Origin of the sequence: Nocardioides sp. NBC_00368, assembly GCF_036090055.1 — a bacterium.
Classification (GTDB): domain Bacteria; phylum Actinomycetota; class Actinomycetes; order Propionibacteriales; family Nocardioidaceae; genus Nocardioides.
Window position 1 is genome coordinate 4,847,634 of the sequence record NZ_CP107970.1, and the last position, 26,602, is coordinate 4,874,235.

23 protein-coding genes are annotated in these 26,602 nt (G+C 70.3%); 14 read left to right on the forward strand and 9 right to left on the reverse strand.

The window, feature by feature from the left end:
• Positions 1-2: 2 nt before the first annotated feature.
• From OG984_RS23140 to OG984_RS23155, 4 genes are read left to right on the forward strand one after another with little or no spacing between them, the layout of a single operon-like run.
• Entirely contained in the window at positions 3-911 is a 909-nt protein-coding gene (locus tag OG984_RS23140) for a transglutaminase family protein (protein WP_328528530.1), read from the forward strand.
• A 16-nt stretch (positions 912-927) separates the two neighbouring features.
• Entirely contained in the window at positions 928-1,398 is a 471-nt protein-coding gene (locus tag OG984_RS23145; protein ID WP_328528531.1) for a hypothetical protein, read from the forward strand.
• 19 nt (positions 1,399-1,417) lie between these two features.
• On the forward strand, positions 1,418-2,431 hold the full coding sequence (locus tag OG984_RS23150) for a zinc-binding metallopeptidase family protein (protein ID WP_328528532.1): 1,014 nt from the start codon (positions 1,418-1,420) through the stop codon (positions 2,429-2,431).
• 5 nt (positions 2,432-2,436) lie between these two features.
• Positions 2,437-3,402, forward strand: coding sequence for a glutathione S-transferase family protein (locus OG984_RS23155; protein WP_328528533.1), 966 nt, complete (start codon positions 2,437-2,439; stop codon positions 3,400-3,402).
• Positions 3,403-3,415: 13 nt separating this feature from the next.
• Here OG984_RS23155 and OG984_RS23160 read toward each other — a convergent pair whose 3' ends face one another.
• A complete protein-coding gene (locus tag OG984_RS23160) occupies positions 3,416-4,510 on the reverse strand; it encodes a DUF2855 family protein (protein ID WP_328528534.1) in 1,095 nt (364 codons plus the stop codon).
• 157 nt (positions 4,511-4,667) lie between these two features.
• Between OG984_RS23160 and OG984_RS23165 the strand changes: the two genes are divergently transcribed.
• The 5 genes from OG984_RS23165 to OG984_RS23185 all read left to right on the forward strand — a co-directional run bounded on the left by OG984_RS23165 (position 4,668) and on the right by OG984_RS23185 (position 11,302).
• Positions 4,668-6,020 (forward strand): alpha/beta hydrolase family protein, encoded by a 1,353-nt coding sequence (locus OG984_RS23165; protein ID WP_328528535.1) that lies wholly within the window; start codon positions 4,668-4,670, stop codon positions 6,018-6,020.
• Between the two features lie 173 nt (positions 6,021-6,193).
• Positions 6,194-7,330 (forward strand): pyruvate dehydrogenase (acetyl-transferring) E1 component subunit alpha, encoded by a 1,137-nt coding sequence (pdhA, locus tag OG984_RS23170; RefSeq protein WP_328528536.1) that lies wholly within the window; start codon positions 6,194-6,196, stop codon positions 7,328-7,330.
• The gene (locus tag OG984_RS23175) at positions 7,327-8,304 is read left to right on the forward strand and encodes an alpha-ketoacid dehydrogenase subunit beta (RefSeq protein WP_328528537.1); all 978 of its coding nucleotides are present in this window, start codon (positions 7,327-7,329) and stop codon (positions 8,302-8,304) included. The genes pdhA and OG984_RS23175 overlap by 4 nt, the downstream gene beginning before the upstream one ends.
• A complete protein-coding gene (locus OG984_RS23180) occupies positions 8,298-9,605 on the forward strand; it encodes a dihydrolipoamide acetyltransferase family protein (RefSeq protein WP_328528538.1) in 1,308 nt (435 codons plus the stop codon). The genes OG984_RS23175 and OG984_RS23180 overlap by 7 nt, the downstream gene beginning before the upstream one ends.
• Before the next feature lie 113 nt (positions 9,606-9,718).
• Positions 9,719-11,302: a calcium-binding protein gene (locus OG984_RS23185; RefSeq protein ID WP_328528539.1), complete on the forward strand. Its 1,584-nt coding sequence runs from the start codon at positions 9,719-9,721 to the stop codon at positions 11,300-11,302.
• Between the two features lie 85 nt (positions 11,303-11,387).
• On the opposite strand, the gene OG984_RS23190 is transcribed toward OG984_RS23185, so the two are convergent.
• The 5 genes from OG984_RS23190 to OG984_RS23210 all read right to left on the reverse strand — a co-directional run bounded on the left by OG984_RS23190 (position 11,388) and on the right by OG984_RS23210 (position 17,271).
• Positions 11,388-13,025, reverse strand: coding sequence for an ABC transporter permease (locus tag OG984_RS23190; protein ID WP_328528540.1), 1,638 nt, complete (start codon positions 13,023-13,025; stop codon positions 11,388-11,390).
• Complete coding sequence (locus tag OG984_RS23195; RefSeq protein WP_328528541.1) at positions 13,025-13,960, reverse strand: ABC transporter ATP-binding protein; 936 nt, start codon at positions 13,958-13,960, stop codon at positions 13,025-13,027. The genes OG984_RS23190 and OG984_RS23195 overlap by 1 nt, the downstream gene beginning before the upstream one ends.
• A 57-nt stretch (positions 13,961-14,017) precedes the next feature.
• Positions 14,018-14,689 carry a TetR/AcrR family transcriptional regulator gene (locus OG984_RS23200; protein WP_328528542.1) on the reverse strand — a complete coding sequence of 224 codons (672 nt, stop codon included), beginning with the start codon at positions 14,687-14,689 and terminating at the stop codon, positions 14,018-14,020.
• Positions 14,690-14,737: 48 nt separating this feature from the next.
• Positions 14,738-15,640 carry a hypothetical protein gene (locus OG984_RS23205; RefSeq protein WP_328528543.1) on the reverse strand — a complete coding sequence of 301 codons (903 nt, stop codon included), beginning with the start codon at positions 15,638-15,640 and terminating at the stop codon, positions 14,738-14,740.
• Positions 15,641-15,738: 98 nt separating this feature from the next.
• Positions 15,739-17,271: a carboxyl transferase domain-containing protein gene (locus OG984_RS23210; protein ID WP_328528544.1), complete on the reverse strand. Its 1,533-nt coding sequence runs from the start codon at positions 17,269-17,271 to the stop codon at positions 15,739-15,741.
• A gap of 464 nt (positions 17,272-17,735) precedes the next feature.
• Between OG984_RS23210 and OG984_RS23215 the strand changes: the two genes are divergently transcribed.
• The 5 genes from OG984_RS23215 to nagB all read left to right on the forward strand — a co-directional run bounded on the left by OG984_RS23215 (position 17,736) and on the right by nagB (position 22,625).
• Positions 17,736-18,191, forward strand: coding sequence for an HNH endonuclease (locus tag OG984_RS23215; protein WP_328528545.1), 456 nt, complete (start codon positions 17,736-17,738; stop codon positions 18,189-18,191).
• Positions 18,192-18,279: 88 nt separating this feature from the next.
• On the forward strand, positions 18,280-19,398 hold the full coding sequence (locus tag OG984_RS23220) for an ROK family transcriptional regulator (protein WP_008354598.1): 1,119 nt from the start codon (positions 18,280-18,282) through the stop codon (positions 19,396-19,398).
• Positions 19,398-20,867: a glycoside hydrolase family 3 N-terminal domain-containing protein gene (locus OG984_RS23225; protein WP_328528546.1), complete on the forward strand. Its 1,470-nt coding sequence runs from the start codon at positions 19,398-19,400 to the stop codon at positions 20,865-20,867. The genes OG984_RS23220 and OG984_RS23225 overlap by 1 nt, the downstream gene beginning before the upstream one ends.
• Positions 20,864-21,826 carry an ROK family protein gene (locus tag OG984_RS23230; protein WP_328528547.1) on the forward strand — a complete coding sequence of 321 codons (963 nt, stop codon included), beginning with the start codon at positions 20,864-20,866 and terminating at the stop codon, positions 21,824-21,826. Before OG984_RS23225 ends, OG984_RS23230 begins: the two co-directional genes overlap by 4 nt.
• Position 21,827: 1 nt before the next feature.
• Positions 21,828-22,625 carry a glucosamine-6-phosphate deaminase gene (gene nagB, locus OG984_RS23235; protein ID WP_328528548.1) on the forward strand — a complete coding sequence of 266 codons (798 nt, stop codon included), beginning with the start codon at positions 21,828-21,830 and terminating at the stop codon, positions 22,623-22,625.
• A 24-nt stretch (positions 22,626-22,649) separates the two neighbouring features.
• Here the strand turns inward: nagB and OG984_RS23240 are convergent, their stop codons facing one another.
• The 3 genes from OG984_RS23240 to OG984_RS23250 are packed head-to-tail and all read right to left on the reverse strand — an operon-like array spanning position 22,650 to position 26,390.
• Positions 22,650-24,218, reverse strand: coding sequence for a serine/threonine-protein kinase (locus OG984_RS23240; RefSeq protein WP_328528549.1), 1,569 nt, complete (start codon positions 24,216-24,218; stop codon positions 22,650-22,652).
• Positions 24,215-25,570 (reverse strand): FHA domain-containing protein, encoded by a 1,356-nt coding sequence (locus OG984_RS23245; RefSeq protein WP_328528550.1) that lies wholly within the window; start codon positions 25,568-25,570, stop codon positions 24,215-24,217. Before OG984_RS23245 ends, OG984_RS23240 begins: the two co-directional genes overlap by 4 nt.
• Positions 25,563-26,390, reverse strand: coding sequence for a PP2C family protein-serine/threonine phosphatase (locus OG984_RS23250; protein WP_328528551.1), 828 nt, complete (start codon positions 26,388-26,390; stop codon positions 25,563-25,565). Before OG984_RS23250 ends, OG984_RS23245 begins: the two co-directional genes overlap by 8 nt.
• Positions 26,391-26,602: the final 212 nt, after the last annotated feature.

Genomic DNA, 26,602 nt, shown 5'->3' on the forward strand with positions numbered 1-26,602 from the left:
CGATGCCGCGGGTGAGATACCGGGTCAGCCACACGACGACCTACTCCTATGACGAGGACGTGACGAACTCGTTCGGGATCGCGAACGTGACCCCGCGGGAGCTGCCGCACCAGCACGTCGAGACCACCGACGTACGCATCTCCCCGGCGCCCGCGGACCAGTCGAGCGACGTCGACTTCTACGGCAACACGGTGACGTACTTTCAGGTCCTCGAGCCGCACCAGCTGCTCGAGATCACGGCTACCTCCGAGGTCGACGTCGCCACCCCGGTCTATGACGAGACGAGCTTCGCCCAGCCGTGGGAGCGGGCGCGGCCGCTGGTCGACCCGAGCCTTCCGGGCGCCTGGCGGGCGGCCGACCTGGCGGTGGCCTCGCCGCTCGTGGAGCACACCCGGGAGGCGTACGACTTCGGGGCTGTCTCGCTGACGGAGGGGCGCGGGATCGTGGAGGCGGCGGAGGATCTGATGCACCGGATCCACACCGGCTTCGACTACGACGACACCGCCACGACGGTCACGTCGACGATCCCGGAGATCTTCGAGGCCCAGGGTGGCGTCTGTCAGGATTTCGCCCACCTGATGTTGGCCTGTTTGCGAGCGCACGGGCTCGCGGCCCGCTATGTTTCCGGCTACCTCGCCACCACCCCTCCGCCGGGGAAGCCGCGGCTCGTCGGAGCCGATGCCTCCCATGCCTGGGTGGAGGTGTGGGTCCCGCAGATGAGCGGCGCGGGGACGGGCCAGTGGCTCGCCCTCGACCCGACGAACGACACCAGGGCCGACGAACGCTATGTGAGCGTCGCCTGGGGTCGCGACTATGCCGATGTGCCTCCTGTGAAGGGGGTCATCTACACCGAAGCCACGACCTCGACCTTGACGGTCTCTGTCGATGTGGCCCCCGACCAGCAGGAGTGAAGTTACGGTGTTGCTCGTGGGACAGCCTCCGCAGCGGGCGAGCATCGTGACCCGCGGCAGCCGCTGGCGTCGTGGAGTACGTATCTCCGGAGTGCTGGTGGTCGCCGCGGCTCTCACCGCGCTCACGCTCTGGCTGCTGGCACGTGGCTCGACCCCGTCCGAGGTCACCCGTGAGTTCATGGAGACCACCTCGGTCACCACGCTCTACGAGCTCGCCTCCGAGGAGGGCGACGAGCTCCTCGACGGGGGCGGTGCGCGGGCGATGATCGACGCAGCGGAGGGGAAACGCACCTATGCCGACCCCAACCCGCGCGCGGTGACCCGGTCGATGGTTTTCGGCGAACCCGAGCTGGAGGGTGGCGGCGCCCAGGTCACCGTCAGGGTCTCCTACACCGCTGAGGACGGCCCCGTCCCGGACGAGTCGATGGTCGTCGTCCTGGTCCGTGAGGACGGCGAATGGCGCGTCGGCAGCTGGGGGACGGCCTGAGACGGCCGATGATGGGGACATGCAAGCGTTCACCTGTCGGGAGTGCGGCAACCGTCTCTACTTCGAGAACTCGGCGTGCGTCTCGTGCGGCACCCGGCTCGCCTACTCCCGCGAGGAACGCGAGATCGTCCCGGTCTCACCCGAGGGCCGGTACGTCGACAGCGACGGCTACGTCTGGTGGGTCTGCGCCAACACGCTGGAGACGGGGTGCACCTGGCTGTCCCGCTTCGAGGGCGGGATCTGCTTCTCCTGCGAGCTGACCCGGACCCGGCCCAACGACGCCGCACCCGAGTTCGTCCAGCAGCAGTACTCCCATGCAGAGCAGGCCAAACGTCATCTCGTGGTCGAGCTGGACACGCTCGGGCTGGAGGTCCGCACCAAGGCCGAGGACCCTGTCGACGGGCTCACCTTCGACCTCCTCGCCAGCGATGGCATCGCGTCCACCCCGGACGTGGTCATCGGACACGACAGCGGCGTGATCACCATCGACCTGGCCGAGTCCGACGATGCCTATCGCGAGCACGTCCGGGCAACGCTCGACGAGCCCTACCGCACCCTGCTGGGCCACTTCCGGCACGAGGTCGGCCACTACTACGAGTGGCAGCTGGTCCGTGGACCCGACCTGATGCAGCGGTGCAGCGAGGTCTTCGGGGACGAGTCGGTCTCCTACGAGGAGTCGCTGCAGCGCCACTACTCCGAAGGGCCGCCCGACGGCTGGACGGAGAACTACATCTCCACCTACGCCACGATGCATCCCTTCGAGGACTTCGCCGAGACCTGGGCCCACTACCTGCACATCCGCGACACGCTCGGGTCCGCCGCGGCGTACGGCCTCGCCGACCCGGTGCCGGCCGAGATGCCGTTCCGGCAGGTCGTCACCGACATCTGGGTGCCGCTCTCGGCCGCCCTGAACGTCATCAACCGGTCGATGGGCCACGACGATCTCTACCCCTTCGTCATCCCGTCCGCGGTCCTGGACAAGCTCGACTTCGTGGCCACGTTGGTTCAGGATTCAACACACCCCCTAAGGTGAGCCCCATGGGGGAGCAGGCGACCTACATCCAGCCCGGCAACGAGTTCAACCGGGACATGAACTACATCCCGGACCGGATCACGAAGGACGGGCGGAAGCCGGAGTTCGGGCCGAGCGACGTGCCGCTGTGGCCGGTCGAGCCGGGCCGCTACCGGCTGGTCGCGGCCGCCGCCTGCCCGTGGGCCAACCGGGCGATCATCGTGCGCAACCTGCTCGGTCTCCAGGACGTCATCTCCCTCGGCCTCGCCGGTCCCACCCACGACGCCCGGTCGTGGACCTTCGACCTCGACCCCGGCGGCGTCGACCCGGTGCTCGGGATCGAGCGGCTGCAGCAGGCCTACTTCAAGCGCTACCCCGACTATCCGCGCGGTATCACGGTGCCGGCGATCGTCGAGGAGGCCACGGGCGAGGTCGTCACCAACGACTTCCCGTGGATCACCCACGACTTCGTCCACGAGTGGACCGACTTCTTCGCCGAAGACGCCCCCGACCTGTGGCCGCGGGCGCTCCGCGAGGAGATGGACGAGGTCAACAAGCGGGTCTTCACCGAGGTCAACAACGGGGTCTACCGATGCGGCTTCGCCGGCTCCCAGGAGGCGTACGACGAGGCGTACTCACGTCTCTTCGCGGCCCTCGACTGGCTCGAGGAGCGGCTCTCGGGACAGCGCTACCTGGTCGGCGACCAGCTCACCGAGTCCGACATCCGGCTCTTCACGACGCTGGCCCGCTTCGACGCGGTCTACCACGGTCACTTCAAGTGCAACCGGCAGAAGCTCGTCGAGTTCCCGGCCCTGTGGGCCTACGCGCGCGACCTCTACCAGACCCCCGGGATCGGCGAGACCCTCGACTTCGACCAGATCAAGCAGCACTACTACATCGTCCACACCGATCTGAACCCCACCCAGATCGTCCCCGCCGGCCCGGACCTCTCCGGCTGGGACGAGCCGCACGGGCGCGAGTCGCTCGGCTGAGCGTTCGGGCAGCTCACCCCGCGCCGGGGATGAAGACGTGGCCGGTCGAGGGGTCCGTCGATCCGTCGTGGAAACCGGCGATGACCGCCGGGGCGTCCTCGAGACCGGCGTGCTCGAGCAGCTCGATGGATGGCCGCTCCGGGTGCCCCACATGCTTCAGGAAGCCACGCTCGTCGCGCTGGTAGCGCTGCATGAAGGCACGCGACTGGCCCTCGGCCTTGTAGGCGTCGAGCTGGAGGGCTGCGAAGAAGAAGACGGGAGCCGGGCCCGGGAGGCTGTTGTCCTCCTCGGGGAGATGGTCGGCATGGGTCGACCCGATGAGGCAGTCGAAGGCGAGCTGGTCACCGAAGTGCTCGTGAACCCGGCGGCGCAGGGCGGGGTCGCCTGACAGATCGACATAGACGGTCCGCTTGGTCGCGTCGACGGCGGTCAGATCGGCGTACTCGCGGGTCGCGGTGTAGAGGCCGAGGCCGTTCACGAAGTAGCTGTTGCGGGCGGAGGTGAGCGCGATCTTCGGCGCCGGCGAGTCGGCGAGGCAGTAGGCGGTGCCGTACGCCGTCTTGCTCGACGCGCTCGAGATCACGAACTGCTCGGCGTCGAAGAAGTCGCGATCACGGAGGTAGTCGGCGGCGGTGTAGGAGGTGATGAACAGGGGGCGGTAGATGGCCGTGAGGCTGTCCTGCCGGGGATCGGTGTCCCGAGGCTGGAGCTCGTAGAGGTTGTAGACGTCGGGCGTGCCGGTGCGGTGGGCGGCACCGTCGACGAAGCTTCGGGCGGTGACCCTCGTGGGTCGCATCGTCAGGTGGGTCGCGATGGGGAAGTAGCCGAAGACCCGCGTCCCCACGGGAACGTCGGCAGCTCTCGACTCGATGATCTCCGCGAACCCCCATGCCGGCATGCAGCCGTATCCGTCCTGCTCCGCGGGGAAGAGGTTCCAATAGCCCAGGGCGTCGCCGTAGACCGCGTAGGTCATGTTGTTCGTGGTCAGAGCGAAGCGTTCGATCCGCGCCAGCACCTCGCCCTCGTCGAGCTGCGGTGCCGGGACGTCCACCAGATCGGCCACTCCCAGGTCGCTCTTGAGCGACTCCACGCGGGCATGTCGCGTCATCGTCTTCCTCATCTCGTGGGTCGGGACCGGGTCCGGACAACGTACTAAGCGCTTGCTTAGTTGTCTACCTCCGCCAAGGGCTCTTGACAGGGGTGATGCGCGTCATCAAAATCAGCAGGAATCCTGTCAATCAGGGTCTTGCCAAAGGAGATGTCTCGTGCGCCTCACTCGTTCCCTGACCCTCGCCGTCGCGGTGTGCGTCGGTCTGGTCGCCTCCCCGCTCGTCCCCGCGGCCGCTGTCGAGACCGCGTCCACTACCCTCACCGGGTCGCTGCCCAACGGCACGACCTGGCAGGCCGAGGTGCCCGAGGACTGGGACGGCACGACCGTCCTGTACGCCCACGGTTTCCGGATGGGTTCGGAGAACCCCGCCTGGGACGCCGGCTTCTCGCCGACCGCACAGGCATTGGTCGACCGCGGCACGGCGGTGGTCGCCTCGTCGTACGCCACGACCGGCTGGGCCCTCGGCACGGCCGTGCAGGACCAGATCGACGCGCTGTCGGCCTTCGAGGCCGAGGCCGGGGACTCCGAGCGGGTGATCGCGATGGGCCGGTCGATGGGCGGCCTGGTCACCAGCCTGATCGCCGAGCGCCCGGACGCCGGCGTCGACGCTGCCGTCAGCACCTGTGGCCCCGTCGGTGGCGGCGTCGCCCTCAACAACTACCAGCTCGACGCCGCGTACGCCGCGGTGCGACTGCTCGCGCCGGACGCGGACGTGCCGCTCGTCGGATTCACCTCGCCCGAGGAGTCCCAGGCGACGGTGGACACCATCGCGAAGGCGCTGGACGAGGGGGCCGACAGCCCGCAGGGACGCGCCCGCGTCGCGCTGGTCGGGGCGTTGCTGAACGTCCCGACCGAGCTTCCGGGGGTCGACCGGAGAAACCCGGAGGAGCTGGCCGCGGCCCAGGCCGAGCTGGTCCGTACGACGCTGCCGGAGGTGATCCGGCGGCGCAGCGCCATCGTCAACGCGGCCGGAGGTGACAGCGGCTGGACCGCCGGCGTCGACTACCAGCAGTTGCTGCGGCAGTCCGCCCAGCAGGATCAGGTCCAGGCGCTCTACCGGGGCGCGCGCCTGAGCCTGGGCGCCGATCTGCGCCGACTCACCCGGACCGCCGACATCGAGCCCGACGCGGACGCCCTCGGCTGGATGACCGCGACCTCGGTGCCGACGGGCGAGCTGAGGGTCCCGGTGCTCGCCACCCACACCCTCGTCGACGTCCTGGCGCCGGTGGAGTACCAGGAGGAGTACGCCGAGACGACCCGGGACGCAGGCCGGTCCTCGATGCTGCGCCAGGCCTACGTCGACGCCGTCGGCCACTGCGCGTTCACCGTCGCGGAGAACCTCGCCGCGGTCGAGGCGGTCGAGCGACGGCTCGACACCGGACGATGGGGCACGGCCGCGACCGCGGAGGCTCTCGACGCCGCCGCCGAGCGGTACGGCGAGGGCCGATACGTACGCTTCCGGCCGGCCGAGTTCGTGAACGACCGGACCTGGGGAGCCGAGGGCTGAGGGCGGCGCGCGCCTGCAACGTGACGCGGCGCTGAAACGGGCTATTCACACTTTCGCCAGCCCTTCCCTCACTGCGGGCGAGTACCGTTTGGCTATGCCGATGTGCCACGGATCACAAGCCCGTGATCGGCGTAGCCAGCGGTGGCAACCCCACCCCGTGTGAAGGAAGCGTGATGACTGAATTTCTGGATCCGAGTCCCAGCCACACCGACATGGTGCAGCTGCTGAACCCCGAGGGAGAACGGGTTTCGCACCCGGACTTCGAGTTCTCACCCGACCGACCTGAGGACGAGGCCGTACGCGGCTTCTACCGCGACATGGTGCTCACCCGTCGCCTCGACGTCGAGGCCACCGCGCTGCAGCGCCACGGCGAGCTGGGCCTGTGGGCACAGCTGCTGGGCCAGGAGGCCGCGCAGATCGGCGCGGCCCGCGCGCTCGCACCCCAGGACTTTGTCTTCCCGACCTACCGTGAGCACGGCGTGGCCTGGTGCCGCGACGTCGACCCGATGCAGCTGCTCGGACTCTTCCGGGGCACCGACCAGGGCGGCTGGGACCCCGACGAGCACAACTTCGGGCTCTACACGATCGTGATCGGCGCGCAGACGCTGCACGCCACCGGCTATGCGATGGGCGTGCAGATGGACGGCCTCGTCGGCACCGGCGACCCGACCCGCGACACCGCCGTCGTGGCCCACTTCGGCGACGGCGCCTCCTCGCAGGGTGACGTCAACGAGGCGATGGTCTTCGCCGCCTCCTACAACGCCCCGGTCGTCTTCTTCTGCCAGAACAACCAGTGGGCCATCTCCGAGCCGGTCGAGCAGATGGTCAAGGTGCCGCTCTACAAGCGCGCCCAGGGCTTCGGCTTCCCGGGCATCCGGGTGGACGGCAACGACGTGCTGGCGACGTACGAGGTGATGAAGTCCGCGCTCAAGCGGGCCCGCGAGGGTGGCGGGCCGACGATGATCGAGGCCTACACCTACCGGATGGGCGCCCACACGACCACCGACGACCCGACCCGCTACCGGCTCTCCGACGAGGTCCAGGCGTGGAAGCTCAAGGACCCGATCGCGAGGGTGGAGGCCTACCTCCGCCGCGGCGGCGGCGCTTCGACCTCCTTCTTCGCCAAGGTGGAGGCCGAGGCCGAGGAGCTCGGCGAGCGTCTGCGCGCCGGCATCCACGCCCTGCCCGAGCCCGATCCCGTACGCCTCTTCGACAACGTCTACACCGAGCTGCCCGACGAGCTTCGCGAGCAGCGTGACGGCTACGCGGCGTACCTCGCCTCCTTCGACCTCGAGGGGGCCTCGCGATGACCAAGATGACCTTGGCGAAGGCGCTCAACGCGGGACTGCGGCGGGCGATGGAGGACGACGACAAGGTCGTCCTGATGGGCGAGGACATCGGCCGGCTCGGCGGTGTCTTCCGGATCACCGACGGGCTGCAGAAGGACTTCGGCGAGGCGCGGGTCGTGGACACCCCGCTGGCCGAGTCCGGGATCGTCGGTACGGCGGTCGGGCTCGCGCTGCGGGGCTACCGGCCGGTGGTGGAGATCCAGTTCGACGGGTTCGTCTACCCGGCCTACGACCAGATCGTGTCGCAGGTGGCCAAGCTCCACTATCGCAGTGGAGGGCGGGTCGCGATGCCGATGGTCATCCGGATCCCGTTCGGCGGCGGGATCGGCGCCGTCGAGCACCACAGCGAGTCGCCGGAGGCGCAGTTCGCGCACACACCGGGGCTCAAGGTGGTCGCCTGCTCGGATCCCGTCGACGCCTACTGGATGATCCAGCAGGCGATCTCGCACCCGGACCCGGTCATCTTTCTGGAGCCGAAGCGGCTCTACCACTCGACCAAGGCCGAGGTCGACGTCGACGCGACGCCCGGTCCGCTGTTCGCCTCGCGGGTTCTACGGGCCGGCTCGGATGTGACGGTGCTGGCGTACGGGCCGACCGTGAAGACGGCCCTGACCGCCGCCGAGGCGGCCGCGGGGGAGGGCAAGTCGCTCGAGGTGATCGACCTGCGCACCCTCTCGCCGCTCGACGTGGCTCCGGTCTACGAGTCGGTGCGGCGTACGGGGCGTGCGGTCGTCGTCCACGAGGCCCACGTCAACCTCGGCCTCGGCGCCGAGCTCGCGGCCCGGGTCACCGAGCAGTGCTTCCACTCCTTGGAGGCGCCGGTGCTCCGTGTGGGCGGGTTCGACACGCCCTACCCGCCGGCCAGGGCGGAGGAGTACTTCCTCCCCGACCTCGACCGGGTCCTCGATGCCGTCGACAGGAGCCTCGCGTGGTGACCTCCGAGTTCAAGCTGCCCGATGTCGGCGAGGGCCTGACCGAGGCCGAGATCGTCGAGTGGCACGTCGCCGTCGGCGACGTCATCAAGGTCAACGACCCCGTCTGCGACATCGAGACCGCCAAGTCCGTCGTCGAGCTCCCGTCGCCCTACGCCGGGGTGGTCCAAGCGCTCCTCGTCGAGGTCGGCACCGAGGTCCAGGTCGGCACCCCGATCATCCGCATCGGTGACTCCGTCGAGACGTCGGCCCCGTCGCCCGAGACGTCAGCTCCGTCGCACGAGACGTCAGCTCCCGAGCCGACGCCGGTCGAGACCGACACAGCAGCCGACGAGCACGAGCAGCCGCTCACGCTGGTCGGTTACGGCTCCAAGGAAGACGCAGTCGTACGCCGCAACCGCACCGTCTCCGCGCCGGCAGCCGCCGCGGGCACCGGTGTGCTGGCCAAGCCGACCGCTCGGAAGCTGGCGCGGGACCTGGGCGTCGACCTCGCGACCGTGACCCCGGAGCGCGAGGACGGGGTGATCACCACGGCCGACCTGGAGGCCCTGACGAACGCCCCGGCCCCGTCGGAAACCCCAGCCACGTCGACCGGTGGTGAACGTCGTGAGCCGATCAAGGGCCTGCGCAAGCAGATGGGCCAGGCGATGGTCGACTCCGCGTTCACGCTGCCGCACGTGACCATCTGGACGACGATCGACGTGACCCGTACCTCCGAGCTGGTCGCGGCCCTCAAGGCCAACCGCGACTTCGCCGAGATCCGGGTCAGCCCCCTGTTGATCGTGGCCAAGGCGACGCTGCTGGCGATGCGGCGTACCCCGATCATCAACTCCTGGTGGGACGAGGCCGCTCAGGAGATCGTGTTCAAGGAGTACGTCAACCTCGGCATCGCCGCGGCCACCCCACGAGGCCTCCAAGTGCCGAACGTGAAGGGCGCCGACCGGATGTCCCTGGTCGAGCTGGGCGCGGCGATCAACGAGCTCACCGATGTCGCCCGCACCGGGAAGACCCCGCCCGCCGACCAGACCGGTGGGACGTTCACGATCACCAACATCGGCCCGTTCGGCATCGACGGCGGCGCCCCGATCATCAACCCGGGCGAGTCCGCGATCCTCTCCGTCGGCGCGGTCAAGCGCCAGCCCTGGATCGTCGGCACGGGTGACGACGAGCGCATCGAGCCGCGCGACGTCTGCACCCTCGCGCTCAGCTTCGACCACCGCCACATCGACGGCGAAGCCGGCTCCCGCTACCTCGCCGACGTGGCCAGGATCGTCGGCGACCCGAGCACGGCCCTGTTGTTCTGACCCGTTCGACAATCGCTCCACAGAACGCCAATTCGCTACCTCGAGGGGTATGGGATCTGGCACGATCCTCAGGCCCGCGCTGACGCGGGCCTGAGGATCTTCTGGAGGCAGGAATGGTGCTCCTGACGGGGCGCACGCTGCTTGCCGGGATCGTCGCGACGGCCGCCTCGGCGACCGTTCTCGTGGCGAGTCCCGCGAGCGCGGCGACAACATCCACCGGCGTACGCTGCACGATCGTCGGTACGTCCGGCGGTGATGTCCTACGAGGCACATCGAGGCGCGACGTCATCTGCGGTCGCGGTGGCGGCGACATCATCTACGCCAAGGGCGGGGACGATCTCGTTGACGCCGGATCGGGCGGGGATCACATCTATGCCAGCTACGGCGCCGACCGGGTGCTCGCCGGGAGCGGCGAGGACTGGATTCACGGCGAGGCTGGCCCGGACAGCCTCAACGGGGGCACCGGGCAGGACAACATCTGGGGCGAGGACGGCAGTGACGTCATCTCCGGTGGCGACCACTTCGACGTGATCTCCGGCGGCGCGGGGGCGGACCGCATCTCCGGCGGCGCTGCCGGCGACAGCATCAGCGGCGGGACGAGCGGAGACGCCATCTCGGGAGGCGCAGGGTCTGACTCCGTCAACGGAGGCGACGGCAACGACTCGATCTCCGGTGGCGATGGCAACGACCAGATCGCCGGAAGCTACGGCGACGACCAGCTCCACGGGAACAACCACCTGGACACCGTCAACGGTGGCCCGGGCCACGACCGGCTCTGGGGCGAGAGCGGCGACGACACCCTCAACGGTGGCGACGGAAACGACAAGCTGTCCGGCGGGACTGGGCTGGACGACGTCCACGGCAACGCCGGCACCAACACCTGCTACTACGACGTCTACGACTACCTCTACGGGTGCTTCCGCGACGCCAGCGCGCCGGTGATCGTCGAGGCTTCCCTGTCCCCGACGACGGTCAACTCCGACTCCGGCGACACGAAGGTCCGGGTTCGGGTTCACGTGAAGGACGACCTTCGTGTCTCCCGGGTCCAGGCATGGGTCTCCGGACTCGCCGACGACAACCCGGCGCAGCTCTACACCCACTTCATGCCGATGGTCTCCGGCGGCGTGCGCGACGGTTGGTGGCAGGGGTATGTCACCGTGCCCAGGTGGACGCCCGGGGGGAGACTGACGTTGGAAGCTTCCGCGATCGATACGGCGGATCGCATGTCGGACTCCACGGCCGCATCGATGCAGGTGACCAGCACCAACCCGGACACCGCGGCGCCGCTGGTGAAGCTCAAGAGCCTGAGCGCGACGTCCCTCGACGTGCGCACCGGCGCGAAGACCATCAAGGCGGTGTTGTCGGTGACGGACCGGATCGGCGTGACCGAGATGAACGGGTTGAGAACCCTGACCATGTGCATCGCCCGCACGATGGACGACGACGCGATCTGTGGGTCTGTCGCGTCGCGTACGGCTGGGACCATCTACTCCGGTGAGTGGACGGTGAGCCTGACGGTCCCGAAGGGAACCCCGAGCGGCGTCTATGACCTCCAGATCAGTGCGGAAGATCGCATCTTGGTCGGTGAGGAGTATTACGGTCCGCACCTCTACCAGGAGCGGGTCGACAAGTATCCGAGCTCGATGCATCCGGAGCAGGAGCTGCCGGGCGCGACCTTCAAGGTCACCGGGTCCTGACCCCGCCGAGACGTCAGCAACGCCGGTCGAGTGGGCACCTCGGTGCCCACTCGACCGGCGTACGTGACGCCTCGACCGGTTGGGGTCAGGCGGGGATGTTCCGGCGGCGGAAACCGACGAAGGCGGCCAGGAACAGCACCAGCGCCACGGCGCTGAGGCCGATCATGTGCGAGGCCTCGATGGGCTCCTGCGGGTAGCGGCCGACCCACCAGAAGGGGGAGATGCCCGCGACCGAGTCCGGGAGGTCGAACAACGGCCCGAACATCCCGGTGATGCACGTGAACGCGAAGAGCGCCCAGATGACCGGCGTGATCTTCGGGACCCAGGCATAGAGCGCCGCGGTGAGCGCCATGTAGACCGCGACCGCCGGCAGGAACGCCGCGCCGCCCTTCAGGAACGTCCCCAGCTCGACCTCACCGTTGACCAGGGCACCTGCCCACAGCGCGAGGGCTCCCGAGATCATGGTCAGGACGAAGGCGCCCACGGCCACGACCGCGAGGTGTGACGCGAACCAGCGACCGCGTGAGACCGGCTTGGCCAGCGTGATCTCCAGCCGTCCTTCGGTCTCCTCCGTCTTGGCTCGCAGGGTGGTCGCGATCGCGTACCCGGCGGAGGCCAGTGCCGCGTACAGGATCATGATCGCCAGGAATCCGGTGAGCGGGTCGTCGCCGAACATCTCGGTCCCGCCGGGCACGTCCTTCATCATCTCCTCGACACCCTCGCCGAGGTAGGTGCCGGTCGCCCCGAACATCACGAACGTGCCGAGGAACCACCAGAACAGAGCCGTACGCTGCTGACGCCACGCCATCGCGATCGGGGACGAGAGCGTCCCGGTCGCCTCGGCCCTGCCGGAGCCGCCGGCGAGCAGCGCGCCGTCGAAGTCGCGCTTCGAGGCCAGGAACGCCCCGAGGGCGAGGAGCACCACGACGGCCACAACGCTCAGTGCCAGCGGCCACCAGCGCAGGTCGACGTACGCCCTCATCTGCTGCGTCCACGCGATCGGCGAGAGCCACGAGAGCCAGGTGCCGTGCTCGCCGGGCTCGGCCTGCAGATCGCCGATGCCGCGCACGAGCACCGCGACGCCGAGCACCGCGAGCGCGAGGCCGGTGGCGCCGCGCCCGTGGGTGGTCAGCTGCGAGGTGACCAGCGCCACGGCGGCGAAGACCAGGCCGCTGACGGCGATCGCCGTGGACAGGGCGAAGGTGTCCTCGACCGCCAGGTCGCCCGCGGAGATGAGCAGGGCGCTTCCGAGGACGGCGAAGACGACGTTGGCGATGACCACCGTCAGCAGCGAGGCGGCGACCGCCGCGTGTCGGCCGACCGCGCCGGACCGGACCAGTTCCGCCCGCCCGCTCTCCTCCTCGGCGCGGGTGTTGCGGACGACCTCGAACATGTTCATGATCCCGAGCAGCGCGATCATCCACAGCGTCATCTCGTTGGCGAACATCGCGCCGATCGTGTAGTCGTCGAGTCCGTAGTTCGGCCCGCCGAGGAAAACCGACGCGGGCTGCTGCATCAGGTCGGCGCGTCCCTGCCGGTCTTCGGCCGTCGGGTAGACGGTGCTGAGCGCGGTGACGAAGTAGGCGTACAACGCGAGCAGCGAGACGGTCCAGACGGTCAGCCGCACCCGGTCGCGCCGCAGCATGAAGCGGGTCAGGTGCCAGGTGCCGGCGAAGGAGGTCAGTGGCGTACGCCGGGGGAGGGCAGGAGCAAGCGTGCTCATCACGCCTCCTCCGTCTCGATGACGTCGCCGTAGTGCCGCATGAAGAGCTCCTCGAGCGACGGCGGCGTGATGGTCAGGCCGCGTACGTCGAGGTCGGTCAGCGTCTTGAGCACGTCGCCGACGGCGTGGTTGTCCACGTCGAAGGCGACCCGGGTTCCGGCGCCGTTCTGGCTGGTCACCAGGTCGTTGACGGCCTGCAGGCCGCTCAGGGCCGACGGGTCGCCACCGACGGTGGCGACGACGGAGGACCGGGTCAGGTGGCGCAGCTCCTCGAGCGTGCCGGACTCGACCGCGACCCCGGCACGGATGATCGTGACGGTGTCGCAGACCTTCTCGACCTCGCTGAGGATGTGGCTGGAGAGCAGCACCGAGGAGCCCTCGGCCTTGGCCTCTCGGGCGTACTCGGTGAAGACGGCCTCCATCAGCGGGTCGAGACCCGAGGTGGGCTCGTCGAAGATGTAGAGCTCGGACTCGTCGAGAAAAGCGGCCACCAGGGCGACCTTCTGGCGGTTGCCCTTGGAGTACGTGCGAGCCTTCTTGGTCGGGTCGAGCTGGAACCGCTCCAACAGCTCGGCCTTGCGTGCCTTGCGGCGCGCCTTGTCGCCGGCCGGCTTGAGGCGGGTGAGGTAGTCGATGCACTCGCCGCCGGTCAGGTTGGGCCACAGCGACACGTCGCCGGGGACGTACGAGATCCGCTTGTGCAGCTCGACGGCGTCACGCCAGGCGTCGCCACCGAAGAGACGGGCGGTGCCGGCGTCGGCGCGCAGCAGCCCGAGCAGGATCTTGATGGTGGTGGACTTGCCGGCGCCGTTGGGGCCGAGGAAGCCGGCCACCTGGCCGGGCTGGACGGTCAGGTCGAGGCCGTCGAGGGCCTTGAAGGAGCCGAAGGACTTGTGCAGGCCCGCGATCTCGACCGCGGGGATGGTGTCGGACATGGGAACTCGCTTCCGCGTTGGGAGGAATGGGAGGACGTACGCCGACGGGGCGGGGCGTCATTCGGACGCGGGCTCCGTGGCGGTGTCCTGCGGCGGGTCCGGAACGTAGAGCAGGTATTCGTCGAGCATGCGACGGTTGGTGAAGAAGCCCTCGGAGTAGAGCTCGAGCATCGGAAGGTAGCTGGTCATCAGGAAACCCCGCACGAGCCCGCTGATGTCGCTGGGGTCTTCCTGCGGGTTGAGGGTGAGCTCGAGCATGAGCGTGCCGAGTGCGGAGAGCACCAGGTAGCGCGCTCGCGCCGCCTCGTCCAGGCTCGGCTTGACCAGGCCGGCGTCGACGCCGTGCTTGGTGTAGCCGACCGCGTCCTCGATCATCTGCTCGATGAAGCTGCGGCCGACCGGCCCGCCGTCCTGCAGCGAGCGGAGGACGTAGCCGAGCAGCGGTGCGTACTCGTCCGTCGCAGCGAACCGGTGCAGGATGCTCTGTCCCGAGGCCAGCTCGTCGATCGACTCGTTCTTGGCCTTACGGATCTCGGCGAGCACCTGCTCGTCGCACTCGGCGTGGAGCTCGTCCTTGGAGCCGAAGTGGTGGATCACCAGTGCCGGACTGACCCCGGCGTCGCCGGCGATCGAGCGGACCGAGGCGCCGAAGCCGTCGCGCGCGAACCGCAGCACCGCCGCGTCGCGAATTCGCTCGCGCGTGGTCGGATCGGCCGGGGCTGAACGCATGTTCAAATGCTAAACAGGTGTTCAGCCCCGGCGCAAGGGGTTAACCGATCAGTTCGTGGTCCAGCCGAAGTCGACCGCGATCGGGAAGTGGTCGGAGAGCATCAGGCCGGAGCCGTCCTCGCGGAAGTCGGCGTCCAGGTTGCGGTAGGACGTGGCGCTCAGGTCGACGCCGCCGCCGTCGCGGTAGAGCACCTTGTCGACGACCTCGCACTCCACCGGCGGGTTCGAGCCCGGGCAGCTCAGGGCCGGGCTGCCGCGGTCGGGCTCGTCCCCGCTGCGTACGAGCTCCACCCAGGCGTCGGTGAGACCGTTGGTCGCGGCGAAGTCGGAGATCCGGTCGCCCTCGGTGGTGTAGCGGGTGTTGGTGTCGCCCATGACCAGGACGGCGTGGCCGGCGGAGCGCTCGGAGATGTACGCCGTGAGCTGCTCGAGGTTGTTCCGGCGAGCGGCCTCGTCCAGGTCGTCGTCACCGGCATCGGCATGCAGGTTGTAGACGTCGATCCAGGTGTCCGGGGCGATCTGCGCGCGGTGGAACGTGAACCCCTTCGGGGTCAGGCAGTCGGCCTGGTTGATCCAGCAGCGGTCCCAGGTGACGCGGTCGAGCGCCTCGTGCGGCTGGTGGTGCAGGCTGTTCAGTCCGCTCCCGAACGGCACCCCGCCGGACGTCGGCGTGCGGTGGGCGTGCACGTCGGTCGCGTAGAGGTAGGCGTGGTAGTTGAAGTCCTCCTGGACGTTGACGATGTCGAACCCGGCGATCCGCCGGCCGATCTCGTTGGTGGCGCTCTTGCGCGGTGTCGGGGCGCTGGAGAGGAACTCCGGGAGCCCGGCGATGTTGTAGGTCAGCGCACTGAAGCTGCCTTCGGTCGCGTGGGCCGGGGCGCCGAGGAGGGGGAGGGCCGCGGCGAGCGAGGTCGTGGCGGCGAGGGCGAGGAGACGCTTGATCTGAGGCACGAGAAACTCCGATCGAGTGTGGGGTTGTCGGCTCGTGACGAGCCCACCCATCGTGGCGGAGTTCGTGGTGCGTGTCCGCAGATCTCCTGCGTACGTCCTCAGCCCGCGTAGCGGGCGGCCCGAGCCGTCGGTTCGCCCGGTCCGGAGGCGAGCAGCGCGAGCAGTTCGTCCTCCAGGACCGCGCCGACCCGGCGGCAGAACGCCTCCGGCTCGTCGGCGGCGTCGGGGGACTCCGCGACGATCCGGTCGACCACGCCGATCTGCTGCAGGTCGACGGCCAGCACCTGCTGGGCCTCGGCCATCTCGGCGGCATGGTCGGAGTCGCCGTGCACGATCGCGCTCGCACCTTCGGGCGGCAGCGGGGAGAGCCAGGCGTGCTGGGCCGCGACCACGCGATCGGCGGGGAGGAAGGCGAGCGCCCCGCCACCGTTGCCCTCGCCCAGCATCAGGCTGAGCGTCGGGGTCTCGACGTTGACGAGCGTCCCCAACGTACGCGCGATCTCGCCGGCGATGCCGCCGTTCTCCGCCTCCGCCGACAGTGCGGCGCCGGGTGTGTCGATGACCGTCACGACGGGGAGCCCGAGCCCGGCGGCGAGCTTCATCCCGCGCTGTGCCTCGCGCAGCCCCTCCGGTCCGAGCGGCTGGTGGGCCTGCTCGCGCCGGTCCTGCGCCAGCACCAGGCACGGCGCGGACCCGAACCGCGCCAGCGCGATGATCAGACCCGGGTCGCGCTCGCCCTGCCCGGTGCCGTTGAGCGGCACGACGTCCGAGGCCGCGATCCGGAGCAGCGCCCGGGCCCCCGGCCGGTCCATGCGCCGGGACCGGGTGATCGCGTCCCAGGTGTCGACCGCCGAGAAGTCGCCCGCGTCGGCCGAAGCGTCACGTACGTCGGCCGACGCGTCACCCGCTGACCTCTCGGCCGACGCGAGCGACGCCTCGGCCTGCGCGCCTGACTTCTCGGGGCGCAGGGCCAGGATCCCCAGGACGCGGTCGACCAGCCCGGCGAGCTCGTCGGGAGGTACGACGCCGTCGACGAGGCCGTGCGCGAAGAGGTTCTCCGCGACCTGGACGCCGGAGGGGAAGGGGCGGCCGTTGAGCACCTCGTAGACCTTCGGGCCCAGGAATCCGAGGAGTGCACCGGGCTCGGCGACGGTGACGTGACCCAGCGATCCCCAGGAGGCCATCACGCCGCCGGTCGTGGGGTGGCGCAGGTAGACGAGATAGGGGAGACCGGCCGCCTTGTGGCGGGTGACCGCCTCGGCGATACGCACCATCTGCACGAACGCCGGGGCGCCTTCCTGCATCCGGGTGCCGCCGGAGGCCGGACCGGCCAGCAGCGGCAGTCCTTCGCGCGTCGCCCGCTCCACGGCCGCGATCAGCCGCTCGGCCGATGCTCGCCCGATCGACCCGGCGAGGAACCGGAACTCGGAGAGCACGACGGCCACCCGACGCCCGGCGATCCGGGCCTCCCCGGTGACCACCGACTCGTCCGTGCCTGCTCGCTCCTGTGCCTTCACCAGGTCGGCGGCGTACGCCTCGGGGAGGTCGCCGTAGGTCGGCGGGGTGTCCCAGGACGTCCAGGTCCCGGCATCGAGGACGAGGTCGATCAGCTCGCTGGAGGTCAGGCCCATGTTGCGACCATACCCCGAGTTGGCTCATTGGCTGAGCCTCTGTCCATCTGCGGGCACTTCGAGATGCGGGCCCCGGACGCGCTAACGGCCCCAAACGGCGTACGTCGGGCGTAGTTAACCGGAAAGACACGCTCCTGACCTGCGAAAACCGTTGGTAGGTGGAGGGTGTTCGCTCTATTCTGGTAGCACCCGGTCTCACCACCGGGCACAACACACCTGACCTTTGAAGGGCCCACGCATGAGCACGCAGCACTCGACCACCGCCCCGGCGGCCTGGTCGCTGACCGCTGCGCACGAGCGCGACCCTCATGCCCGCGGGAGCCGACAGTGACCTGGGTGCATAGCCGCACCGGATCACTCCGGGCCGCTCCTGCGAGACATGTCTGTCTCGTCGGGGCGGCCCTTTTTGTTTCTGTCCGATCAGCACGCGATCTCTATCCGACTCTCCTGGGAGGTAACCGAATATGACCACGACCATGGGCGCCGTGACCCTGTATAACGCCTCCTTCGAGCCGCTCGGGAGGGTCTCGTTCAAGCACGCCGTGCGGATGCTGTTCCGTGAGGTGGCGGTGGTTCACGAGCAACAGGGCGACAAGATGATCGGGCCACACCCATGGCCCAAGGCGGTGCGGCTGGTCCGCTACATCGCCATGCATTGGATGTACCGGCCCGCCGGCTACTCCCGGGAGGGAGTGCTCAAGCGCGACCAGCATCGTTGCGCCTATTGTGGCGGCCATGCCCGCACCATCGACCACCTGCTGCCACAGTCACGCGGCGGGAGATGGACATGGATGAACACGGTCGCGGCGTGCAGCAGGTGCAACGGCCGCAAGGGCAATCGCACCCCCGAGGAGGCCCACATGGTTCTTCGGATCGAGCCGTACGTACCCACCCGCGCGCAGCTCGCGGCCATCATCTGAGCGTGATGTGCCGTTTTCTGCCCGCGGGCTGGGCAAATTCGACGTGTCGACTTGACGCATCATTAATAAGTACGATGGACTAACAAACATGTCCAAGGCGAGACGGCGTACGTTGCGGCCGATCGGAAAATTGCTGCAGGAGGATGCGCGGCGTCATCACCGTTCTCTGGTGCTCCAGCACCTCTTCGCGGTGGGTCCGGCGAGCCGCGCCGACCTGGCTCGCGCCTCCGGTCTGACCCGGGCGACGGTCTCCGATCTGGTCGGCAGCCTGCTCGAGGACGGGCTGGTCGAGGAGCTCGGGGCGCCGGTGGAGAGCCGGGTCGGGAAGCCGCCGATGCTGGTCGGGCTGGCCGCCGACTCCACGCACATCGTGGCCGTCGACGTCTCCGGCGACGACCAGGTCGCCGGAGCCGTGCTCAACCTGACCGGCGACGTCATCCGCCACACCACCAGGTGTCGCGAGGGCCGCACCGGAAGTGACGCGGTCCGGCTGGTGAAGGAGCTGGTCACCGAGCTGATCGCGAGCACCGACCGGCCCATCCTGGGCATCGGGATCGGCAGCCCCGGTGTCGTCTCTGCCGACGGCACCGTGATCGCCGCGCCCAACCTGGGCTGGACCGATGTCGCCCTGGCCGAGCAGGTGCGCCGCGAGACCGGGCGGCCGACGTACGTCGCCAACGACGCCAACACGGCAGTGCTGGGGGAGTACACCTTCGGGCAGTCCGGCGACGGCGGCCTGATGCTCGTCCGGGTCGGCACCGGTGTGGGTGCGGGGCTCGTGCTCGAGGGGGCGCTGCTCCACGGCTTCGTCGACGCGGCCGGTGAGGTCGGGCACGTGACCGTCGACCCCGACGGACCGCTGTGCGCGTGCGGCCGCACCGGCTGCCTGGAGACCTTCCTGGCGGTGCCGCGCCTGCGGGAACGTCTGGAAACGGCCCACGACGATGCGCTCGTGGAAGCCGGAGAACACCTTGGAAAGGCATTGGCGCCTGTGGTCGGAACGCTCAACCTTCACGAGCTGGTCCTCTCCGGACCGGCCGATCTTCTCGACGGGACGCTGCGCGAGACCGCCGACCGGATCATCCGCGAGCGGACGATGCCGGTCAGCGGCGAGCCGCTGGAGTTCCGTACCTCCACGCTCGGCGAGGACGTCGTCATCGTCGGTGCCGCGGTGCTCGTCCTCGCCGGTGAGCTGGGGGTGTCGTGATGCCTGAGACCTCCCTCGAGACGCTGGCCCTGCGCGTCCAGGTGCCCGCCTTCGCCGGGGCGACGCTACCTGCCGACTACGCCGACCTGCTCCGCGACGGCCTCGGCGGCATCTGCCTGTTCGGCACCAACACGGCGGCCGGCGAGGAGTCCGTACGCAGCCTCTCGGCCGAGATCCGGTCCGCATCCGCCGAGGGTGGCTGGACCCCGGTGGTCACCATCGACGAGGAAGGTGGCGACGTCACCCGTCTGGAGGCGCTCACCGGGTCCTCGGTGCTCGGGGCCGCGGCCCTCGGCGCCGCCGACGACCTGGCGCTCACCGAGGAGACCGGCCGAGCCATCGGGGTGCGGCTGGCCAGGGCGGGCGTCAACCTCAACCTGGCCCCCGTGGCCGACGTCAACTCCAACCCCGACAACCCGGTGATCGCGACCCGGTCGTTCTCCCACGACGCCGGCATCGCGGCCAAGCATGTCGCGGCGTGGGTGAAGGGCCTGGAGTCGACCGGGGTCGCCGCCTGCGTCAAGCACTTCCCCGGCCACGGCGACACCGGGCAGGACAGCCACGTCGCCCTTCCCGTCCTCGAGGCCACGATGGAGACCCTGCGTGAGCGTGAGCTGGTCCCGTTCCTCGCGGCCGCCGAGGCCGGAGCCGCCTCGGTGATGACCTCCCACATCGTGGTGCCGGCGCTGGACCCGGAGCTCCCCGGCACGCTCTCCGCGCCGGTGCTGGGGCTGCTGCGCGAGCTGGGCTACGAGGGCCCGATCGTCTCCGACGCCCTCGACATGGCGGGTGCCTCGGAGCCCCGCGGGATCCCGGCCGCTGCGGTGCTCTCCCTCAAGGCAGGGGCCGACCTGCTCCTCCTCGGCCCCGAGAAGCCGACCTCGCTGGTCCACGAGACGACCGCCGCGATCGTGGCCGCGGTCGAGTCCGGCGAGCTCGCGCTGGAGCGGCTCCAGGACGCGGTCGCGCGTATCGACCGGCTGCTCGCCGACCTCGCGGGGGCGCAGCAACGGCCCGACGGCGCGCTCGACCCGCGGTTCGAGGAGCGCTCGGTCGAGGGTGCCCGTCGCGCGCTCGCCGCGGCCAGCGACCTCACCGGGATCCCGGACCTGGCCGGTGCCAAGGTCGTGACCGTCGACACCGAGGCCAACATCGCCGTGGGCGACGTGCCGTGGGGGCTGCCACCGGACCTCGTCGTCCGGCCCGGCGACCCGCTTCCGGATCTCCCCGACGCACCCCTCATCGTGCAGGTACGCGACGCCCACCGGCGTCCCGAGGTCGGCCGGACCGTGGCGGAGCTGCGGGGCGCGGCGGTGCTGGTGGAGTGGGGGTGGCCCGGGACGTACGACGGAACGGGGGTGCCACGACTGTGTCCGCAGGGCTACTCGCTGCCCGGTGTGACGGCCGTGACCGAGGTCCTTCGACGAGCGGGCTGGAACCGTTCGACAAGCGAAGGACACCGCCGGTGAACGGCGCACGGGTCGGCCTCGACATCGGAGGCACCAAGATCCACGGCATCGCGATCGGCCCGGACGGGGCGGTGCTGGCCGAGGACCGCGCCGCCACCACCCTCGGTGCCGAGGGCGTCGTCAAGAGCGCGGCCGCGGTGGTGGCGAGCCTGCGTCAAGCACTCGACGGCGGCGAGATCAGCTCGATCGGGGTCGGCATCCCGGGCATCGTCGACACCCGCGCGGGCACCGTGAAGCATGCGGTCAACCTGGGCCTGGACGGCGACGCCTTCCCGCTCGCGGCGCTCCTCGGCGAGCGGACGGGAGCGGTCGTCACGCTCGAGAACGACACCAACGCGGCCACCCTCGGTGCGCACGCGGTCGAGGACGTCGACGACCTGGTCTACCTTTCGCTCGGCACCGGCCTGGCCGCCGGTCTCTACCTCAGCGGCGCGCTCCGCCGCGGCTTCCACGGAGCCGCCGGCGAGGTCGGGCACCTCCCGGTCGACCCGGAAGGCCCGGTGTGCGGGTGCGGACAGCGCGGCTGTCTCGAACTGGTCGCCTCGGGCGCCGCGCTCGCGGCCGCCTGGCCGACGTCCTCCGGCCACCCCGCCGCGGCGCTCTTCGCGGCAGCGGCCGCGGGTGACCCGGCAGCCGTCGAGGTCCGCGACCGGTTCGCCAACGGCGTCGCCGCTGCCGTACGCGCCCTTGCCCTCGCCGTCGACCCCGAACGGGTCGTCATCGGCGGCGGCGTCGCGTCCGTCGGCGAGCCGCTGCGGGAGGCCGTCGCGGTCGCGCTCACCAGGCAGGCCGAGAGCTCACCGTTCCTCGCGTCCCTGGAGCTCGCCTCGCGCCTGCGGGTGGTCTCGGCCGCCCCTGTCGCCGCCATCGGCGCCGCTCTGATCACGCCGATCACCCAGCCGATCACATCGACGATCACATCGGCGACCGCGCCGCCGATCGCCCCGACGAAGGACTGACATGGAAGTAGTTGTCCTCGACACCGCCGCCGAGGTCGCCTCTCTCGCCGCGGACACCATCGAAGACGTCGTACGCCGCCGGGCGGCCGCCGGCACCCCCGCGGTGCTCGGCCTGGCCACCGGCTCGACGCCCCTGGCGACGTACGAGGAGCTCATCCGCCGCGCCCGGTCGGGGAACGGGCCCGCCTACGAGGGCGTGCAGACGTTCAACCTGGACGAGTACGTCGGCCTCCCCGACGGGCACGAGCAGTCCTATCTGGCGACCATCCGGCGGGAGTTCACCGATGCTATCGGCATCCCACCCGAGCGGGTCCACGGTCCCGACCCGACCGAGGAGACGCTGCCGACGGCGGGGGAGCGCTACGAGGCGGCGATCGTGGCCGCGGGTGGGATCGAGGTGCAGATCCTCGGCATCGGCTCCGACGGCCACCTGGCCTTCAACGAGCCCGGCTCGTCGCTGGCCTCGCTGACCCGGATCAAGACGCTCACCGCCCGGACCCGGAAGGACAACGCGCGCTTCTTCGGCTCGCCCGACGCGGTGCCGCGCCACGTACTCACCCAGGGGCTCGGCACCATCACCCGAGCCGGCCACCTGCTGCTCCTCGCCACCGGGGAGGGCAAGGCCGAGGCGGTCGCCGCCGCGGTCGAGGGTCCGGTCTCGGCGACCTGCCCGGCCTCCGTCCTGCAGCTCCACGGCCACGTCTCCGTCCTCCTGGACGAGGCCGCAGCCTCCCGCCTCGTACGTCGCGACTACTACCGCGAGGTCTTTGCGGGGAAGCCGGACTGGCAGGGACTCTGAAGCCCGCTCAGAGGGGCTCGGCGGCTACTTGCTGACGCACGCCTGAGCGGCGCCCTGGGAGACGTTGCCGTTCTCGCCGAGGGAGCGGACCTGGATGCAGACCTTGGTAGCGCCGTTGAGGCGTACGACCGCCTTGGGGCGGCTCACGCTGCCACTCGTGGAGTTGTCGCCGACCCACTTGTAGCCGGTCGCCCCGGGGACGCCGGACCAGGTGAAGACGGCGCGGTTCCCCTCGAGCGTGCCCTTGACCTTGCCGGGGGCGGCGGGGCCGGTGACACCGGGCAGGTCGGTCTCGACGGGCGGGGGCGGGACCTCGTCGGGCTTCTCGTCCTCGCCTCCGCGGGAGAGCACGATGCCGATGACCGCGGCGATGAGGAAGAGGACGACGACGCCGATGATCGCGGGCGTCTTGCTGCGGGACTCGGCCGGGCGCGCGCCGGTGAGGACGGACGGGCCCTCCTCGGTGCGCGGGTAGCTGAACCGGGTGCGCTCGGCCGAGGCCGAGCCCGGGTCCGCCACCGGTGCCGACGCCAGGGATGCCGGGGGCTGGGTGATCGGCGCCTGCGCGATGACCTGGGAGGGCGGCTTGAGCTCGGTGGCCTTCTCCAGCTCCGGGTCGGCAGGCGGGGAGGGGAGGTGGGCTCGGCCGGAGCCTGTCGTCGGCCCCTCGCCGCGAGAGGCCGGCACCATCGGGACGACCGGGATCGACCCGGTGCCGCCGGCGTCGCGGTCGAGCACCTGCACCTCGGTGCGGCCCAGCCGGAGCTCCTGCTCGATCCGCTGGAAGTGGCGGGCCAGGTCGAGGACGGTCCGCGGCCGGTAGGTCGGGTCCTTCGCCATCGCCTGCTGCAGGACCCGGTCCAGCGACGGAGGTACGTCAGGCCGGCCCGTGGCCGGGGGAGGGGTGTGCAGGATGCGGGAGAAGACGGCGCGGTCGGAGTTGTTGCCCCGCTCCGCGAACGGCGAGCGCCCGACGAGCAGGTGCCAGACGGTGGCGGCCAGCGAGTAGACGTCGGAGGCGACCGAGCCGTTGGACGCCGAGGTGAGGACCTCGGGGGGCGACCACGGCAGCGAGACCCCGATGTCGCCCTCGTCGTCGCGCGGACGCCCGGCGATGCCGAAGTCGGCCAGGCCGGGAACGTCGTAGCGGGAGAGCAGGATGTTGGACGGCTTGATGTCGCGGTGGATGATCCCGGCGCGGTGTGCGGTCTCGACGGCGGAGGCCATCTGGATCCCGAAGCGGAGCGCGTCCTGCACCTTCATCGGGTTGTTGCGCACGCGGGCACCGAGGTCGGCGTTGGGGTAGTAGCCCATCACCAGGTAGGGGCGGCCGTCCGGCGTCTCGCCGGCGCTGTGCACCGGCACGATGAACGGGTGCTCGGCCAGCTCGGCCATCACCGCCGCTTCCGCGGCGAACTGTGCCCGCTGCGCCTCGGCGAGGTCGGAGGACCGCATCAGCTTCACCGCGACCCGGACCTTCGGGTGGTGGCGCTCGTAGAGATAGACGTCGGCGAAGCCGCCCGAGCCGAGCCGGCCCAGGCAGGTCATCCCCGGGAGCTCGGGGCCGAGCTCGGGGTGTGGTGTCTGCGTCACCCGAGAACCTCATAGGTCAGGTTGATGGAACCGGCGAGGCTGACCACGGCACCGGGCTCGAGCGCGTACTCCTCCATCGGCCGCATCTGCTGCGGACGCCCGCCGGGCAGGGTCAGGTAGGACCCGTTGGCGGAGCCGAGGTCGCGTACGAGGACCTGCCACTCCTCCAGCCGCACCTCGGTGTGCAGCCGACTGATGTCGGGCAGCATCACCTTCACCAGATGCGGAGGTACGCCACCAGCCTCCGTGTTGCCGCTGGCATCCGCGCGCGGGGACCGCCCGAAGATCGCACCACGGTCGAGGACGACGATCCGCCCGTCGCCCAGCTTGAGCTGGCCCAGCGCGGGGCGCGGGACCGAGACCGGCTGCTGGTGCGGAGGCAGCGTCATCCGGCAGATGCGGCAGGTCGGCGAGTAGGGCGGTGACGCGTGGCCCTGCGGGCAGTAGACCGCCCACACCGTCGGTCCGCCCGCGGGCGGCACCGGGGTCGGCGTCGCGACGTCGCGGACGCGGGTGGCCATGTCGGTGGGTGGGGTCGGCGCGGCCATCGGGGCAGGCGCCGGGGCGGGCGCGGGCATCGGCGGAGGAGGCGCCGCAGGCGGCATCGCGGGCGGCGGTGACGCCTGCCGGTCCGGCGGACCCCAGGCGTTCGGGTCGGGCTTCTTGGCACCCTTCTTGCGCCACGGCAGCCCGTCGATGATGCCCTTCTTCGACTCGGGCGCGGGCTGGGAGGGCGCCACGGGTGGAGGCGGGACCGGGGCCGGGGGAGGGCTCTGGAACGACGGGACGCCCGGCATCGCCGGAGGGGGCGCGGCGGGCGGAGGGGCAGCGGCCAGGTCCGAGCGCCGGATGGTGTGGTCCAGCGGCGGCGCCATGGCCGAGTCGACCTGCTGGTGCACCTGGACGTAGTAGTCGGGGTCGAAGACGACGTCGAGCGAGCGGGCATGGGCGGTGTCGGCCAGCGGCTGGTCCTCCTCCATCCCGCCCCAGGCGCCGTTGGCGAGCTCGGCCCGCTCGGGCACGGCGGCGAAGTGGCCGTCGGCCCACTTGCCGACGACGTCGATGCCGTCGATGAAGACCGGCACCTCGTTGACGACCGCGGTCACCTTGGCAGGTGAGCGCACGGCGTACCGCACCCGCGGGCCCTCGCGCCCGATCAGCGCGAAGCCCGGGGCTCGCGGGCCGTCGGCGGAGAGCAGTCCGGCGATCGCGTCGACCGGGTGGGGGTCGGTCAGTGCGGCCTGCACGCCAGCGACCCGCGGGTCACCCGGCCCGAGCTGCACCAGCGCCCAGCACCGGTCGCCCCTCAACGCCAGCCAGTGCCCAGCACAGTAGGTGGCGGTGTCACTCATGATGCGCCGAGACGTCCGCTTCAGATCGGGTGGAGGCCGACGTCGACAGGTCGGCTTCCGCGGGGGCGGCGAAGAGCGAGGGCGGAGGTGTCACGAGTACCACGGTGACATTGTCGCGCCCACCCGAAGCAACCGCGGCGTCCACCAGCCTTTGAGCCAGGTTGTCGATGCTTCCGCCCACCCCGAGGGTCTTGGACACGATCTCGTGGATCTCGTGGTCCTCGAGCTCGCCGGTGAGCCCGTCGGAGCAGAGCAGGAAGATGTCGTCGGGCGCGACAGCCATCAGCCAGGTGTCAGGCTCAGGGCCCGGGAGGGTGCCCAGCGACCGGGTGATGACGTTGCGCAGCGGGTGGATGCGAGCCTCGGCGGGGGTGATCATCCCCGCCTGGACCATGACGGCCACCTCCGAGTGGTCGACGGTCACCTGGGTCGCGCCTGCGGGCGAGAGCCGGTAGACGCGCGAGTCGCCGACGTTGAAGACCAGCCAGTGGGGCGCGCCCTCGGACTCGACCAGCGCGACTCCGGTCAGGGTCGTGCCCATGCCCTGCTTGTCGGAGTTGCGTGCCGCCTCCGAGGTGATCGCGGAGTTGGCGGCGTGCACGGCGTCGACGATGTCCTCGGGAACCGGGCAGATGGACGCGAAGCGGCTCTGAAAGGTCTCCACCGCGAGCGCGCTGGCGACGTCGCCACTGGCGTGACCGCCCATCCCGTCGGCGACGACGGCCACCGCGGGCAGCATGACGAACGAGTCCTCGTTCACTTCGCGGACCCGGCCGACGTCAGTCGCCCCCGCGGCACGCAGGGCTGGGTATGCGGTCATGCGGTTTCCTTTTATCGGACATCCCGGTCAGGATGGGAAATAGTGACGCTGGAAGCGGACACTTTAGAACATCACGTACGGTATCCGTGAGCGTGTTCACTGAGCCGTGTGCCACGTTTGGCTCATTCGTGTGGCTTCAATCCCGAGGCCCGCTTAGAGTAAGCCCGGCCCATGTGTCGGCTGGCCATTTGCACGGAAGGACTTGGGGAGAG